This is a genomic window from Streptomyces sp. Ncost-T10-10d, from assembly GCF_900091955.1.
Classification (GTDB): domain Bacteria; phylum Actinomycetota; class Actinomycetes; order Streptomycetales; family Streptomycetaceae; genus Streptomyces.
The window spans coordinates 1-14,596 of the sequence record NZ_FMDF01000082.1 but is presented as its reverse complement, the minus strand read 5'-3'; the positions used below and the strand labels follow the sequence as shown (position 1 = coordinate 14,596).

Here is a 14,596-nt window from a genome sequence, read left to right as displayed (position 1 = left end):
TCCGTGAGGCCGCGGTGAACGGTGCGGAAGGGCTGCCGGAGGCGCTCGACGAGCTGGCGGAAAGGGCCGGCGGCGCGGACGGGCGGGGTGGGCGGTGAGCCGTTTCCCGGGTGGCGCGGCAGGCGGTGCCCAGGGTTCGGTCGGTCCGGGCGGTTCGACGGTCGTGGCGACCGGAGTGGCCGGGGCCTCCGGTGTCGCGCACAGCGGTCGCGTCGGCGGGAAGCCGCCGCGGCCCAGGTGGTGGCCCGCCGCCGTGCTGGCACAGGCATCGATGACGTTGCTGCAGATCTTCGGCGGTCTCTGGCTGGTGGGCCAGATCGTCGGTGTACTCGAACCGGGATTCCTCACGCCCGCACTGGTGATGCTGGCCGGGATCATCGGTGGTCCGCTCGTGGAGTGGTCGTGTGCGGCCGCGGCCCGGGGGCCTGCCCGACGGTACGGGCAGGAGGCCGAGCGGCAGTTGCGCGAGGCGGCGGCCGCCTGTGGGCGGGCACGGGTGCTCGATCCGGTGGCGGCGGAACTCGTGCGGTACCGCGAGGTGAGGGAGCGGTATGTGACGGTGACGGAGTTTTCCACAACTGTTCGGTAGTCCACAGACATCAGCAGGATTTCCGCCTTCCCTTCAACCTGGGATCAGCGGCCGCGTGGGTGCGGTCGCTGGAACCGAAGGCCGAAGGGGAGGCGGAGTCATGAATGACACCTTGGTGACACTGGTGGGAAACGCGGCGACGGGCGTGGAGTTCCGGGAGACCGCGACCGGCGGAATGGCGCGTTTCCGGTTCGCGGTGACGCCGCGCCGCTGGGACCGCGAGAAGCAGTTCTGGACGGACGGGCACACCAGCTTCTACACCGTGTGGGCCTGGCGGACTCTGGCATCGAATCTGTCCGGTTCCGTCTCTGTCGGAGAACCACTTGTCGTGCACGGCAGGTTGAAGGTGCGCGAGGAGGAACGGGACGGCGGGCGCAGGACGTTCGTGGACATCGAGGCGGTTGCGGTGGGGCACGACCTGACCAGGGGGACGGCTGCGTTCCGGCGGGTGATGAGGGGCGATCCGGGGGCAACGGCGCGCCGGGGGAGTGTGGACGGGGCGGTGGGCCAGGGCGACGAGGCGGTGCGCTCGGACGAGCCGGACTGGTCGGGCGGCCCGGCGCGGGAGGCACGGGAGGTGAGCGAGGCGCGGTCGGGTGGTTCGCGCGAAGCGGCACGGGCCGAGGGGGACGAGCGGAAGGGGGGAGGCGAGCAGAGTGAGCAGCCCGAGCGGGCTGAGCAGTCCGAACGGTCCGAACAGTCGGAACGGGGCGGGCGACAGCGGGTGCGGCGGCCGACGGTGCGTCAGAAACGCGGCCAGGAACTTGCGTCGGTGTCGTGACCGGACGGGAGCGAGGGGGCGGATCTGACGGGAAGTCGGATCGGGGGGCGTCGAGGCGCCGCGCGCGATACCGGCGATAACGATTCCGATTCGGAATGGTTGTACGACGGTATGAGGGGGGAATGTTCATCCCTTCCTCCTTAGGATTCCCCCGTACTCACGGGGCACTTGAGTCGACTGGCGGGACAATCCCCACACGCGCATCAGGCGCGGAGGGTCTCGCCCGGAGGGGAATTCTGTGTTTTCTGCTCATTCAGCGACCGTTTCGTCGTCCACGGAGACGACCAGTTCTCCACGGCGGCGGGGCATAGCCCGGCTGGCCGCTACGGTGGTGGCATCCGGTCTGGTCATGGCAGGCACCCTCGTCGGTGCGGGCAGCGCGGTCGCCGACGAGGCGCCGCAGCATCAAGGTGGCGCGGCAGCGGTTCTGGACGGGTTGAAGACCTACGACCGCGCCGTGCTCCACGCGAACGGCAAGAACGAGCCGCTGCCTGCCGGGCTCTTCGAGATGACCGTCGACGGCGGTGGCAAGCTCAAGACGTACTGCATCGACATCCACAACCCCACCCAGGACCAGGCGAAGTACCTGGAGACCCCCTGGAACCAGACCTCGCTCGGCAGCAACAAGAACGCGGGCAAGATCCGCTGGATCCTGGAGCACTCCTACCCGCAGGTCGACGACCTCGCGGCGCTCGCCCAGCAGGCCGGTACCGGACCGCTCACCGAGAAGACCGCAGCGGCGGGCACCCAGGTCGCGATCTGGCGCTACTCGGACGATGCCGATGTCGACGCGGCCGACAGCCAGGCCGAGAAGCTTGCCGACTGGCTGGAGAAGAACGCCGCCGACCAGGCCGAGCCCAAGGCGTCCCTCGCCCTGGACCCGGCCGCGGTCTCCGGCAAGTCCGGTGAGCGGCTCGGCCCGGTCACCGTCCACACCAACGCGGGCCAAGTCTCCGTGACCCCGCCCGCCGACGCCGCGAGCGGTGTCAAGGTCACCGACAAGGCCGGCAAGCCCGTGACCACCGCGGCCGACGGTGCCCAGCTCTACTTCGACGTTCCGGCGGGCGCCGACGACGCTTCGGCCTCGCTGACCGTCCAGGCCACCACGTCGGTGCCGGTCGGCCGGGCCTTCGCCGGGGTGACCAAGAGCCAGACCATGATCCTGGCCGGCTCCAGCGAGTCCACGGTCTCCGCGGTCGCCACCGCGACCTGGGCCAAGCAGGGTGCGATCCCGGCGGTCTCGGCGAAGAAGAACTGTGCCAAGGGCGGCGTGGACGTCACCGCGAGCAACACGGGCGACGAGGCGTTCACGTTCGAGCTGGCCGGGGCGGAGCACACCGTCGAGGCGGGCAAGTCCGAGACCGTGACCGTCCCGGTCGCCGAGGACCAGGCGTACGACATCACGGTGACCGGCCCCGGTGGCTTCACCAAGACGTTCAAGGGCGTCCTGGACTGCAAGACCAGCGGCACCGGCACCGGCGGCACCGGCACCGACACCCAGACCGGCGGTGACAAGCCCGCCCCGGCCACGACCGGCGGCGGCTCGACCGGTGGCTCGGGTGACCTCGCCGCGACCGGTGGCTCCAGCGCCACTCCGATCATCGGGGGCGTCGCGGTTGCTCTCGTCGTCGTCGGCGGCGGCGCGGTCTTCTTCCTCCGCAAGCGCAAGACGCAGCCCTCCGCCCAGTAATCACGGAGTGACGAACGGCGAGCAATCTGTCACGCCTGCCTGATGGCGGCCCCGGTACGCGAACGCGCACCGGGGCCGTCGCATGCCGGAGGACGGGGGCGGTGCGTTCCGGGGGCGGGTCGGGGTGTACCGGGGAGCGGACTGGTTTCCGTCCCGGGACGGCCGTCAGGCAAGATGGGGTGTATCTGCCCACACATCGATAGCCGGACGGTTTCTCTTGGCTGAGTACATCTACACCATGCGCAAGACGCGCAAAGCGCACGGCGACAAGGTGATCCTCGATGACGTCACCCTGAACTTCCTGCCCGGCGCGAAGATCGGTGTCGTGGGCCCCAACGGCGCCGGTAAGTCCACGGTGCTGAAGATCATGGCGGGCCTGGAGCAGCCGTCCAACGGTGACGCGTTCCTGTCGCCCGGGTTCAGCGTCGGCATCCTCATGCAGGAGCCGAAGCTCGACGAGTCGAAGACGGTCCTGGAGAACGTCCAGGACGGCGCTGCCGAGATCATGGGCAAGCTCAAGCGCTTCAACGAGGTCGCCGAGCTCATGGCGACCGACTACTCCGACGCGCTGATGGAGGAGATGGGCAAGCTCCAGGAGGACCTGGACCACGCCAATGCGTGGGACCTGGACGCCCAGCTGGAGCAGGCCATGGACGCCCTGGGCTGCCCGCCCGGCGACTGGCCGGTCGTCAACCTCTCCGGTGGCGAGAAGCGCCGCGTCGCGCTCTGCAAGCTGCTGATCGAGGCCCCCGACCTGCTGCTCCTCGACGAGCCCACCAACCACCTCGACGCCGAGTCGGTGAACTGGCTGGAGCAGCACCTCTCGAAGTACGCGGGCGCAGTGGTCGCAGTCACCCACGACCGCTACTTCCTGAACAACGTCGCCGAGTGGATCCTGGAGCTCGACCGCGGCCGCGCCCTGCCGTACGAGGGCAACTACTCCACGTACCTCGACAAGAAGGCCGCCCGCCTCAAGGTCGAGGGCCGTAAGGACGAGAAGCGCGCCAAGCGGCTCAAGGAAGAGCTGGAGTGGGTCCGGTCCAACGCCAAGGGCCGGCAGACCAAGTCCAAGGCGCGTCTTGCCCGTTACGAGGAGATGGCGGCCGAGGCGGACAAGATGCGGAAGCTGGACTTCGAGGAGATCCAGATTCCGCCGGGCCCGCGGCTCGGTTCCATCGTCGTCGAGGTCGAGAACCTCTCGAAGGCCTTCGGCGACAAGGTCCTCATCGACGACCTGTCGTTCACGCTGCCGCGCAACGGCATCGTCGGCGTCATCGGTCCGAACGGCGCGGGCAAGACCACGCTGTTCAAGATGATCCAGGGCCTGGAGACCCCGGACACCGGCTCCATCAAGATCGGTGACACGGTCAAGATCTCCTACGTCGACCAGTCCCGCGCCAACATCGACCCGAAGAAGACCCTCTGGGCCGTCGTCTCGGACGAGCTGGACTACATCAACGTCGGTCAGGTCGAGATGCCCTCGCGGGCATATGTCTCCGCGTTCGGCTTCAAGGGCCCGGACCAGCAGAAGCCGGCCGGTGTTCTCTCCGGTGGTGAGCGCAACCGCCTGAACCTGGCGCTGACGCTCAAGGAGGGCGGCAACCTGCTGCTCCTCGACGAGCCCACCAACGACCTCGACGTCGAGACCCTGTCCTCGCTGGAGAACGCCCTGCTGGAGTTCCCGGGCGCCGCGGTGGTCATCTCCCACGACCGCTGGTTCCTGGACCGCGTCGCCACGCACATCCTGGCGTACGAGGGCGACTCCAAGTGGTACTGGTTCGAGGGCAACTTCGAGTCGTACGAGAAGAACAAGGTCGACCGCCTCGGCGCGGACGCGGCCCGCCCGCACCGTGCCACGTACAAGAAGCTCACGCGAGGCTGATCGTCTTGGCACGTCACATCTACAACTGCCCCCTGCGCTGGTCGGACATGGATGCCTTCGGCCACGTGAACAACGTGGTCTTCCTCCGCTATCTGGAGGAGGCGCGCATCGACTTCATGTTCCGGCTGGCGCCGGGGGACGGCTCGCCGTCCTTCTCGGGCGGGTCCGTCGTGGCCCGGCACGAGATCGACTACGTACGGCCGCTGGTCCACCGGCACGAGCCGGTGACCGTGGAGTCATGGGTCACGAAGATCGGCGCCGCGTCGCTGACGATCGCGTACGAGGTCAAGGACCCGGACCAGGTCTACGTGCGGGCCTCGACCGTCGTCGTGCCGTACAACCTGGCCGAGGAGCGGCCCCGGCGGATCTCCGCCGAGGAGAAGCTCTTCCTCCAGCAGTACCTGGCCGAGGAGCCTGCCGCAGCATGACGGTGCCCGTGCGGTCGCTGGAGTTCGCCGACACGAGGGAGGCCGCGGATCTCGCGGCCTTCCTCGGTCGGCTGCTCCGCTACGACCGGGCAGCCGCGGTGCGGATGCAGGCCGGCGGCAGTGCGCTGGCCGTGTTCGGCAGGCCGCCGTCGTTCGAGGTCCTGGCGATCCGGGCGGCGCGGCTGGCCGGATCGCACGACTTCGACGTCACGGTGTCCGCCGGTGAACTCCTCGAATCCCTCGACGTCGAGGGCACGGCAGCCGGTTCGGGCGCCCTGCCCGCACCCGTCACCGGGCCGCCGTGGACGGGTGTCCTCCCGCCCCGCGGCGGCTGGCACGAACTGCCGGGCCTGCCCGACCCGGTCTCCCTGCGCAGAGCAGTCACCGCCGCGGTGGCGGAGTTCCGCTCCCGCGACGAGGCCCTGCCCGAGGACCGCCGCACCCGGGCGGAGCGGGACCTGATCGGCCGCGAGATCTGGTCGCGCACGGTCGCCGGTACCGAACTTCCGCTGCGGGCCGTGCACGCCGCCCAGTCCCTCGGCTTCCTCCGTCCGGAGCCGGACTTCCCGGTCGCCCTGCTCGCGGCCGGGGCCTGGCTGCGGCTGCGGACCCCGTTCGGCTCGATCGCCCTGCGTGGCCCGGGCAGCGGGCTCGGCACGCTCGCGGTGACGGTGGGCGCGGGCTGAGCGACGGCCCGAGGACAGGACCCGTCCGGACAGGCCGACGGTCCCGTCCGGACAGACGGGACCTAACCGCTCAGGGCCCTGTCCACCAGCCGGAGCGCGGCCAGGTCCTGGGCGTCCTGGGCCGGGTCGCCCATCCGCAGGGTGAACGTGGCGCTGGTCGCGGCCCGCGCACCGTCCGGTGTCACCCCGCTCTCGGAGACGATCCCCAGATGGGTTCCGCCGTGGAACCAGATCCCGCCGCTGCTCCCCGCCACCGGGCGCCAGGCGATGCCCAGTCCGTAACGGACCCCCGGCGCCGCACTCCAGTCCTCGGCCACGACCGTCTCCTTCATCGCGGCCAGCTGGGGCGGGCGCAGCAGCCGGCCGCTCATCAGGGCGCGCAGGAAGACACCGTGGTCATGGGCGTTGCTGATGACGGAGCCGTCCGCCCCGCCGCCGGAGGCCAGCGTCGTGTCGGTCGGCCGGGCGCAGTCGGGGAACCAGGTGTACGCGGTGGCCGTGGGATGGGGCACGTACGGCGAGGTCCCCGGCGTGAACGTGTGGCGCAGGCCCAGGGGTTCGATGATCCGGTCGTGGATCTCCTGCGCCCAGGAGTTTCCGGTCACCTGCTCGATGATCAGGCCTGCCACCACGTAGTTGGTGTTGGAGTAGCCCCAGCGCCGTTCCCGGGCGGGGTGTTCGGCGTTCGGCACCCACAGGGGCGGCCGGCTCAGGGCCGCCTTCAGCTGGTCCTCGGGGGCCGTGGTGCGAAACCGCGAACGGCGGTAGCCGTCCGGGGTGAACGCATCGGCCGAGTCCGGTGAGACGGCGAGATAGTCGTTCAGCCCACTGGTCTGGCGCAGCAGATTGGCGACCGTGATCCTGCGGCCGTCGTTGCCGTTGCCCCGCACGGCGCCGGGCAGCCACCGCTCGACCGTGTCCGTGAGCGCGAGCCGCCCCTCGCCGGCCAGTTGGAGGGCGAGCGTGGCCGTGAAGGTCTTGGTGTCGCTGCCGATCCGGTAGTAGGCGTCCCAGGGGAGCGGGTGGTGCGGGGCCCGCAGATCGGCGGATCCGGCGCGGGCCGTCGTCCGGCCGTGGGCGCTCTGCACCTCCGCCAGTACGCCGGTGGCGCCGGTGGCCAGGATCGCGTCCACATCGCTCTGGAGACGGCTGCGGGGCCCGGGGGCGCGTTGGGGTGCGGCAGCCGTCGCCGCGGGTCCGGACGCTCCGGTGAGCAGGGCCGCTGCCGTGGCCGCCAGGCCCGTACGTCTGCTGATCACCGGTCCTCCCCGGTGCGGGGGCAGGTCAGGTCGGCGCCGGGCAGCGTGCCGTCGCGCAGATAGTCGTTGACGGCTCTGTCGGCGCAGGGGACGGGGGTGAGCCCGTCGAGTCCGCGCCCGTACACCCCGTGCGACCGGATGTCCGCCGTCACCAGCCGTGAACCGGTCAGCCGGTGGTGCAGAGCCAATGCCCCTTCGTAGGGGACGTTGTTGTCGCGCCGGGCCTGGAGCATCAGCACGGGTACGTCGTTGCCGATCACTGTGGCGGGCTCACGGGATGTGCTCGTCCAGAACGCGCACGGGGCCATCATGCTGTTGACGATCGGGCCGAAGACGGGCTGGGTGGCGCGGCTGCGCTCCATGTTCGTCCAGTACGTCTCCGGGTTCTTCGGCCAGCCACCGGCCGGCCAGCCGTTGTCGCCGCACATGAAGAGGGCCCCGCCCAGCATGCTGTCCGCCAGCTCGGGCGACGCGAGCAGTTCGAGCATGGCGGCGAGCTCCGGGCCGGGCTCGACCGGCCTGCCCGCGGCGGCATCGGTCAGGTCCCGCACCGTGCCGGCGAGCGCCGGGTCGTACTCCTCGTGCTGGATGAGCTGCCTCAGCACCAGCCGCAGCAGCGGCGCGTCGAGCCGGATGCCGGAGACGGTGACCGGGCGTTGCTCGGCTCCGTCGAGCAACTGCTGGACACTCGAACGTACTTGGGCGGGCGTCTTGCCGAGCCGGTAGATGTCGTCCTGCCGTGCGGTCCATCCGGCCCAGGCGTCCAGCGCCTCTTCGAGCGGCTTGCCGGCCTGCTGGAAGAGTTCGTACTGGGTGGCCGTCGGGTCGGTCGAGGAGTCGATGACGATGCGGTCGGCGCGGCGGGGGAACATCTGGGTGTAGACGGCCCCGAGGTCGGCACCGTACGAGACGCCGTAGTACGAGAGCCTGCGCTCGCCCAGTGCCGCGCGGATCGCGTCCATGTCGCGGGCGACGTTCCGGGAGGTGGCGTGCGGCAGGAGCCGTGCGTTGTCCCCGTGGTCCCGGCAGCGGCGTGCGGTGTCGCGGGCGGACCGTACCGACCGCTCGAAGTCCTCGCGGCGGGTCGTGGTCGGGCCGGGCGCGGGCGTCGGGGCGGCGGGGTCGCAGGCGATGGGGGTGGACTCGCCGAGGAAACGGGGATCGAAGCCGATCAGGTCGTAGCGGTCCGCCGCATCCTTCAACGCGGTCCGCAGATAGAGGGTGGTGGCGAGCCCGGCACCGCCCGGACCGCCCGGATTCGACAGCAGGATGCCCCGCCGCTCGCCGTGCTTCGCGGCGGCCTTGATACGGGAGACCGCGATCCGGATCGTCGGGCCGCCGGGATCGGAGTAGTCGAGGGGAACGGTCACCTTCGCGCACTGCGCGCCCGCCTCGTTCAGCTCCTGCTGCTGCGGCGAGCAGGGGCCCCAGACGAGCCGTTGGTGAGTGGGGGTGGCAGGGGTGGCAGGGACGGCCGACGCGGGCACTGTGCCCGCGAGTAGACAGGTCAGGCCCAGGCCGGCGGTGGCCAGTGCGGTGCCGCGCATCGTGCTCCTCGGGATCAGGTGGATGACTCCCGCACGACGCTAGGGGCGTACGCGGCGCGAGAACATCGGGCCACCCGGCCGGAGCGACCTGGGGCCAGCACCACCAACACCCGTTACGGACGCGGCTGGTCGTCCGGCCAGACCCCGATGTGGTCCTGCTCCAGCTCCAGCATCACGCGGTGCTCCATCCCGAGCGCCTCCGTGTAGTCGGCGGGCAGTTGCAGGCGGCCCGCGCGGTCGAGCATCGCGTACTCGCGTGCCACCTGGGACTCCAGGCCCGTCGCCGCGTCGACCTCGGTGCGGCGCAGCACCTCGGAGGACGTACGGCCGTCCCGGATGGCGACCGTACGACGGACCTCGCTCGCCACCGCATGATCGTGCGTGACGATCACGATCGTGGTGCCGAGCTCCTCGTTGGCACGGCGGAACGCGGCGAAGACCTGCTCGCCGGAGGCCGAGTCGAGCTCACCGGTCGGCTCGTCGGCGAGCAGCACCGAAGGACGGTTGGCGAGCGCGACGGCGATCGCCACCCGCTGCTGCTGGCCGCCGGAGAGCTGCTGCGGGCGGCGGTCGCGGCACTCCTCCAGCCCCAGCATCCGGAGCAACGACTCGGCCCGATCGGCCCGTTCACGGCCCCGGCCCCGGCCACGCAGCTGCATCGGCAGGGTGATGTTCTGCACGGCGGTGAGGTACGGGAGCAGATTGCGGGCGGTCTGCTGCCAGACGAACCCGACGATGTCCCGGCGGTAGCGGAGCCGTTCCTTCGAGCCCATCGACAGCAGATCGCAGCCCGCGACCTTCGCCGACCCGGCCGTGGGCACGTCGAGACCCGCCAGGATGTTCATCAGGGTCGACTTGCCGCTGCCGGACGCGCCGACGAGGGCCATCAACTCGCCCTCGGTGACCAGCAGATCGAGGCCCTGGAGCGCCTGCACCTCGACCCCGTCCGCGGAGAAGATGCGGACCAGGCGGTCGCAGGCGATCAGCGCGTCGTGCCCGTACGAGGGCCGATCGCGGCGGGCGGCGGCCCGCTGTTCGAGTTCGGCCAGTGTGGTGGCGGTCGACGGCGACGTCATCGGGGGTCTCCTGACCTGAGTTCGGTGATCGGTCCGCGGCGGCCGGCCCACCAGGCCTGGACGGCGGCCACCGCGGCGGTGAGGGCGACCACGCCGAGCGCCGGGAGCGCCAGCGACCACGGGTCGGTCCGCAGCGGGACGGTGTCGGGCGCGGCGGCTTGGGACCCGGTGGAGAGCGCGAGGCCCACCAGGTCGATGCCCGGCGCCAGCAGGGCGGTCGTCGCCCAGCCGACGAGCAGCCCGCCGACGGCCGCCAGCAGCGCCTGAGGCATCGCTTCGAATCCCAGGAGCCGTCTGCCCTGCCGGGAGGTGAGGCCCATGGTCCGTAGCCGGGCCAGCAGGGCGGTGCGTTCCGGGGCGGTCTGCAGCAACGACAGCAGGACGGCCAGCAGGGCGTAGCCCGCCCCGGCCACGATCGCCGCCGCGTAGATCTCCCCGGCACCCCGCTGCACGGGGGTGTCGACGAATGTCTCGCGTTCCTCGGTGCGCAGCCGCACGGTGACGTCCTTGCCTGTGCGGTGCGCCGCCGTGCGCAGCGCCTTCGCGTCCAGGGAGCCGCCGGTGACCAGCAGGGTGGTGGTCCGCGGGCGGGAGAGCGACGCGGCGTCGACGATCAGGAAGTCGCTGACGGAAACGGCGGGAGTGCGGGTGACGACACCCGCCACCCGCGCGCTGAAGTTCCCGGCCGCCGTGGAGAAGTCGTGCGGCCGGTCACCGAGCCGTCGGGCGACGGACGGCGACGCGATGACGGGCAGCACCCGGTCTTGCGACGGCGCCTTCCGGGCCGCGGAGCCGGAGGCCTCCAGCCGGTCGGCGGGGAACGCCCCGAGGCCGGTCGAGCGGGCCAGCCGGGCATAGGTCGCCGGGTCGACGGCCACCAGGGTGGCGTTCTTCGTCTGCTGGTTCCCGGTCCCGTCGAACGGCAGCATGACGTCGTACTCGATACCCACAGCCGCCACCTCCCGGACACCGCCCGCTCCCCGCACCTCCCGGACCAGACGGTCCGGCAGCGGCACGGAGCTGCCGGGGCCGCTGATCCGGGCATCCGCACCGATCGCACGTACCGCCGCCTCGTTCCGCGCGTCCGCGATGCCCGCGAGCACCGAGCCGCCGAACGCCGTCGTGGTCAGCGCGAGCAGCAGCGCGAGCAGCGGCAGCGCGCCGCCCGCCGAGGTGCGCCCGGCACGGGCCAGCGACAGGAAGCCGACCGCGCCGCGCCGCCGGGCGACGGAGCGCTGGGCGAGACGCAGCGGCACCGGCAGCAGCCGTACGAGGACCAGGGCGGCGATCAGACCGACGAGCACGGGGGCGGCGCTGACCAGCAGGTCGCCGTCGCCGGAGCCCGTACCGCGCCGACGCAGGGCGACGACCGCGCCGACGGCCAGTACCAGCGCGGTGAGTTCGGCGACCGTGCGCCGCCGTGAGGGGCGGGCGCTCATCAGATCGTCGCGGGCACCGTGCGGCTGCGGCCTGCGGTGCGGCAACGCCGTACGCAGCGGCAGGGCGACGCAGACGAATGCGGCGACGGCGAGCGCGCCGGTGACCGAGGGCCGCAGCCGTGCGTCCCCGATGGTCAGTACGGCGATCAGCAGACCCAGCGCCGCCGCGGGCAGCGTGGTCACCACCGTCTCGGCGAGCAGTCGGCCGCCGATGCCGCGCAGCGATCCGCCGCGCGCACGCAGCAGGGCCAGTTCGCCGCGGCGCCGTCCGGCCATCAGCCCGATCGTCATCAGCAGGACGACCGCGGCGACCGCTCCGATGCCCACGGCGGCGACCGTGACGACCGGGCCGATCGCCTCGCGCAGGGTGTCGTACCTGGCGAGGATCGTGTCCAGGTCGGTCTTGAGCGCGGCGTTCGCGCCGGCCACCGCCCGCATGTCCACCAGCCGGGGACCGCCCTCCAGCGAGGCGATCGACGAGCGCAGTGCCGGCACGTCGGTGGCGGTGAGGGGGGAGGCGTCCGGCGCGATCCGCCAGAACGCCTCCGGCTGAGCGGCGGTGGCGAGCAGCGCGGGCGCGGCGTCCGGCGGCAGCAGAACGGCCGCGATCCAGTAGTAACGCGGGTCGATATCCTTCGGTTTGGCCACCAGCGACGGGGTCCGGAGCAGTGGCTGGGCCGACCAGTAGGTGGCCTCGGGCCGCTCCGGGGCGACAATGCCGGTGATGCGCACGGTCAGCGGTGTGCCGCCCTGGGTCGGTACGGAGACGGTCGAGCCGACCCTGATCCGCAGCGCCTTCGCCGTCTCCTCGGTGACCGCGCCCTCCACCTGCGGTGTGCGGGCCGTGACCGTGCCGTGCGCGGTGGGCCACGCCCCGGCGCGCAGGGTGGCGTGGTCCGGGAGGGCCGAGAGGGTCGCGTACGTCAGCTGGGGGTCGATGCCGTAGGGCCGGGGCAGCCAGCCCTCCTCGGCGGGGATCGGCGTCACGGTGCGGAATCCGTACGAGGACTGGGCGGTGTCGGGCCGCAGCACGTCGGGCAGCCCGGACAGCACCGTGCGATGGACGGATGCCAGCGACGCCGCGCGCACCGCTTCCTCGCGCAGTGGCTGGGACACCTGCAGATCGGGCTGCGGCGTGCTCAGCTCCAGCACACTGAGCCCGGGGTCCGCGGCGGCGATGTCACGGCGCAGCCCCTCGTTCTCGTAACGGTCGACGGCCCGCGGGAAGGCGGCGGCGAGGAACGCCGTCAGCAGCACCAGCAGCCCGAGCGCCCAGGCCGTGCCGGGTGCGGTACGCAACCGGGTACGGACCCAGGGCGCACAGGCGGCCGTGGTGCGACGGTCTCGGGCGGAACGCGGACTCATGTCAGTTGTCCCCCTGGTGGCGCAGCGAGGTCGCGGGATCGGCGCCGCGCCATGCGAGGGACACGGCGATCAGCAGCGGCAGCGCGGCGACTCCCGCCAGCAGCGCGACGACCTGCCCGGCCGGCAATTGCACCAGCACCGGGGGCACCGGCGCGGTGGCCTGCCCGGTCAGCACGATGAGCGGCACGACGGCACGGTTCAGTACGGCCCCGAGCGCGGCCCCGACCAGCAGCGCGATCACGAGCAGCACACCCTGCTCGGCGGCGATCATCCGGGTCAGCCGTCGGCGCGGCGTCCCCAGTGCCCGCAGCACGGCGAACTCGGCGGTCCGCTCGCGCTGCGCGCCCGCGGCGTTCACCGCGAAGCCGACCGCGGCCAGGGCCGCGGCGACGACCGCCACCGCGGGCAGCGCGGACTGCGGCCCGGCGCCCAGCGGGTCGCCGACCAGTTCCCGCGCGATCTCGTCGCGCACCAGGACCTGCGCCGGATCGGTATAGGGCTGCGCCCGCAGCGCGGCGGCGACCTTCCCGGCCTGTCCGGGTGCGGTGCTCAGCCACCACTCGACGGGGGTCAGCACCGCCCCCGGGCGGTGCGCGAGGACCTGGCCGACGGCCCTGAGGTCGAGCAGCAGAGCGCCGCCGTCCCGCTGCCGGTCGGCACTGCTGACGGAGGCCTCGGACCCGGTACCGGGGCCCGTGGTCGGCAGGCGGTGCACCGCCCGCACGATCTTCACCCGGACCGTCTCGCCGGCGAGCGTGACGTCGACGTTCTGTCCTTCCTTCGCTCCGGCGGCGCGCAGGTACGCGTCGGTGGCGACAGCTTTCAGCGCCGGAGCCGGGGGAAGGGGCGCGGTGGCCCGTACGGAGAAGGAAGGCGTCGATGCCGTCCAATCCGTGTTCGAGCCGGTGTCGTATCCGAAGGCCAGCAGACTCTTCGTGGAGACCCTCGTGTCCAGCGGATCGCCGGGGCCCGCCTCACCGGATGATCCGGTGGCGGTCAGCGTGGCGTCCCAGCCGAACCCCTCGGGCACCGGGACCGTCTGCTCGGTGCCGTCGGCCGTCACGGACCTGAGGGCGCCGATGTCGACCCGGTGGGACTCGCTCCGGCCGGTCGGCCGGTTGCCGTCCAGCTCGAACCCGGTCACCGCGAGATCGCCCCCGGCCGCCACCGCGAACGTGAACGGGTGCGTTCTCCCGTCGACGGGGACGGTTCCGGCCGGTACCCGGTACGGAAAGCCGTAACGATCCTCCAGCAGCACGGTGAGGAGCGGCGCGGCGCCGGACGGCGACGTCCGCGCGGGCGCTCCGGCGGCCGTGATCCGCACGTCGAACCGGACCTTCTCGGCGAGCCGCGGCAACGGCAGTCCGGCCCTTGCGGCCCCCCGCGGGGCGAGGGAGTCGAACAGCCGCTCCCGCGGCCGGTCACCGAGGTCGCCGCGCATCAGCATCCGCTCGTCGGCGTGCGCGGTGTCCAGGGCCAGGATCTCGGCCGTGCGTTCGTCGGAGAGGTCCAACATCGTACGGAACGCGGGCGCCGCCTCCCGTACGCCCGGCAGCCGTGCGTACGCGCCCGCCTGCGCCGGATCGTTCTCGACACTGCCCACCACCCGCACCGACGCACCGGCCCTGAAGTCCGCCTGGTCGCCCTGCGAACGGTCCCAGGAGGCGCGCTGCCCGATCGCCAGCATGCCCATGGCGACCGACAGCACCAGCAGCAGCACCGGTCCTGCGTTGCGCAGCGGACGCCGGCTGAACTGCCAGCCGGCCAGTGCCGTGACCAGCCCCCGGCCGCCTGCCGCGCGGCGCTCCGCGAGCCTGGCCGCGGGCGGCAGCAGACGCAGCGTCAGCACGGTGC

9 protein-coding genes and 2 pseudogenes are annotated in these 14,596 nt (G+C 72.1%); 6 read left to right on the top strand and 5 right to left on the bottom strand.

Annotation, left to right across the window (positions count from 1 at the left end; genetic code table 11):
* The 6 genes and pseudogenes from GA0115254_RS44390 to GA0115254_RS12555 form a co-directional block, all read left to right on the top strand.
* Nucleotides 1-589, top strand: a pseudogene (locus GA0115254_RS44390) (ATP-binding protein); the annotation flags it as partial.
* Nucleotides 590-689: 100 nt separating this feature from the next.
* Nucleotides 690-1,082, top strand: a pseudogene (locus GA0115254_RS12575) (single-stranded DNA-binding protein); the annotation flags it as partial.
* A 595-nt stretch (nucleotides 1,083-1,677) separates the two neighbouring features.
* Nucleotides 1,678-3,060 carry a Cys-Gln thioester bond-forming surface protein gene (locus GA0115254_RS12570; RefSeq protein WP_256102533.1) on the top strand — a complete coding sequence of 461 codons (1,383 nt, stop codon included), beginning with the start codon at nucleotides 1,678-1,680 and terminating at the stop codon, nucleotides 3,058-3,060.
* Nucleotides 3,061-3,277: 217 nt separating this feature from the next.
* Nucleotides 3,278-4,942, top strand: a complete 1,665-nt coding sequence (ettA, locus tag GA0115254_RS12565; RefSeq protein WP_093895354.1) for an energy-dependent translational throttle protein EttA — start codon at nucleotides 3,278-3,280, stop codon at nucleotides 4,940-4,942.
* A gap of 5 nt (nucleotides 4,943-4,947) precedes the next feature.
* Nucleotides 4,948-5,370 carry an acyl-CoA thioesterase gene (locus GA0115254_RS12560; protein WP_107451324.1) on the top strand — a complete coding sequence of 141 codons (423 nt, stop codon included), beginning with the start codon at nucleotides 4,948-4,950 and terminating at the stop codon, nucleotides 5,368-5,370.
* A complete protein-coding gene (locus GA0115254_RS12555; protein WP_093895353.1) occupies nucleotides 5,367-6,056 on the top strand; it encodes a DUF8010 domain-containing protein in 690 nt (229 codons plus the stop codon). The genes GA0115254_RS12560 and GA0115254_RS12555 overlap by 4 nt, the downstream gene beginning before the upstream one ends.
* 62 nt (nucleotides 6,057-6,118) lie before the next feature.
* On the opposite strand, the gene GA0115254_RS12550 is transcribed toward GA0115254_RS12555, so the two are convergent.
* From GA0115254_RS12550 to GA0115254_RS12530, 5 genes are all read right to left on the bottom strand, one after another.
* Nucleotides 6,119-7,315 (bottom strand): serine hydrolase domain-containing protein, encoded by a 1,197-nt coding sequence (locus GA0115254_RS12550; protein WP_093895352.1) that lies wholly within the window; start codon nucleotides 7,313-7,315, stop codon nucleotides 6,119-6,121.
* The gene (locus GA0115254_RS12545) at nucleotides 7,312-8,862 is read right to left on the bottom strand and encodes an alpha/beta hydrolase (RefSeq protein WP_093895351.1); all 1,551 of its coding nucleotides are present in this window, start codon (nucleotides 8,860-8,862) and stop codon (nucleotides 7,312-7,314) included. The genes GA0115254_RS12550 and GA0115254_RS12545 overlap by 4 nt, the downstream gene beginning before the upstream one ends.
* A 113-nt stretch (nucleotides 8,863-8,975) precedes the next feature.
* On the bottom strand, nucleotides 8,976-9,938 hold the full coding sequence (locus GA0115254_RS12540) for an ABC transporter ATP-binding protein (RefSeq protein WP_093895350.1): 963 nt from the start codon (nucleotides 9,936-9,938) through the stop codon (nucleotides 8,976-8,978).
* The gene (locus tag GA0115254_RS12535) at nucleotides 9,935-12,742 is read right to left on the bottom strand and encodes an FtsX-like permease family protein (protein ID WP_093895349.1); all 2,808 of its coding nucleotides are present in this window, start codon (nucleotides 12,740-12,742) and stop codon (nucleotides 9,935-9,937) included. Before GA0115254_RS12535 ends, GA0115254_RS12540 begins: the two co-directional genes overlap by 4 nt.
* A 1-nt stretch (nucleotide 12,743) precedes the next feature.
* Nucleotides 12,744-14,596, bottom strand: a 1,853-nt coding sequence (locus tag GA0115254_RS12530; RefSeq protein ID WP_141720806.1) for an ABC transporter permease, incomplete at its 5' end; no start/stop codon positions are given.

Coding starts and splice junctions, on each gene's coding strand:
- GA0115254_RS12540 (WP_093895350.1), bottom strand. CDS start 9,938: ATGACGTCGCCGTCGACCGCCACCACACTGGCCGAACTCGAACAGCGG.
- GA0115254_RS12545 (WP_093895351.1), bottom strand. CDS start 8,862: ATGCGCGGCACCGCACTGGCCACCGCCGGCCTGGGCCTGACCTGTCTA.
- GA0115254_RS12555 (WP_093895353.1), top strand. CDS start 5,367: ATGACGGTGCCCGTGCGGTCGCTGGAGTTCGCCGACACGAGGGAGGCC.
- GA0115254_RS12535 (WP_093895349.1), bottom strand. CDS start 12,742: ATGAGTCCGCGTTCCGCCCGAGACCGTCGCACCACGGCCGCCTGTGCG.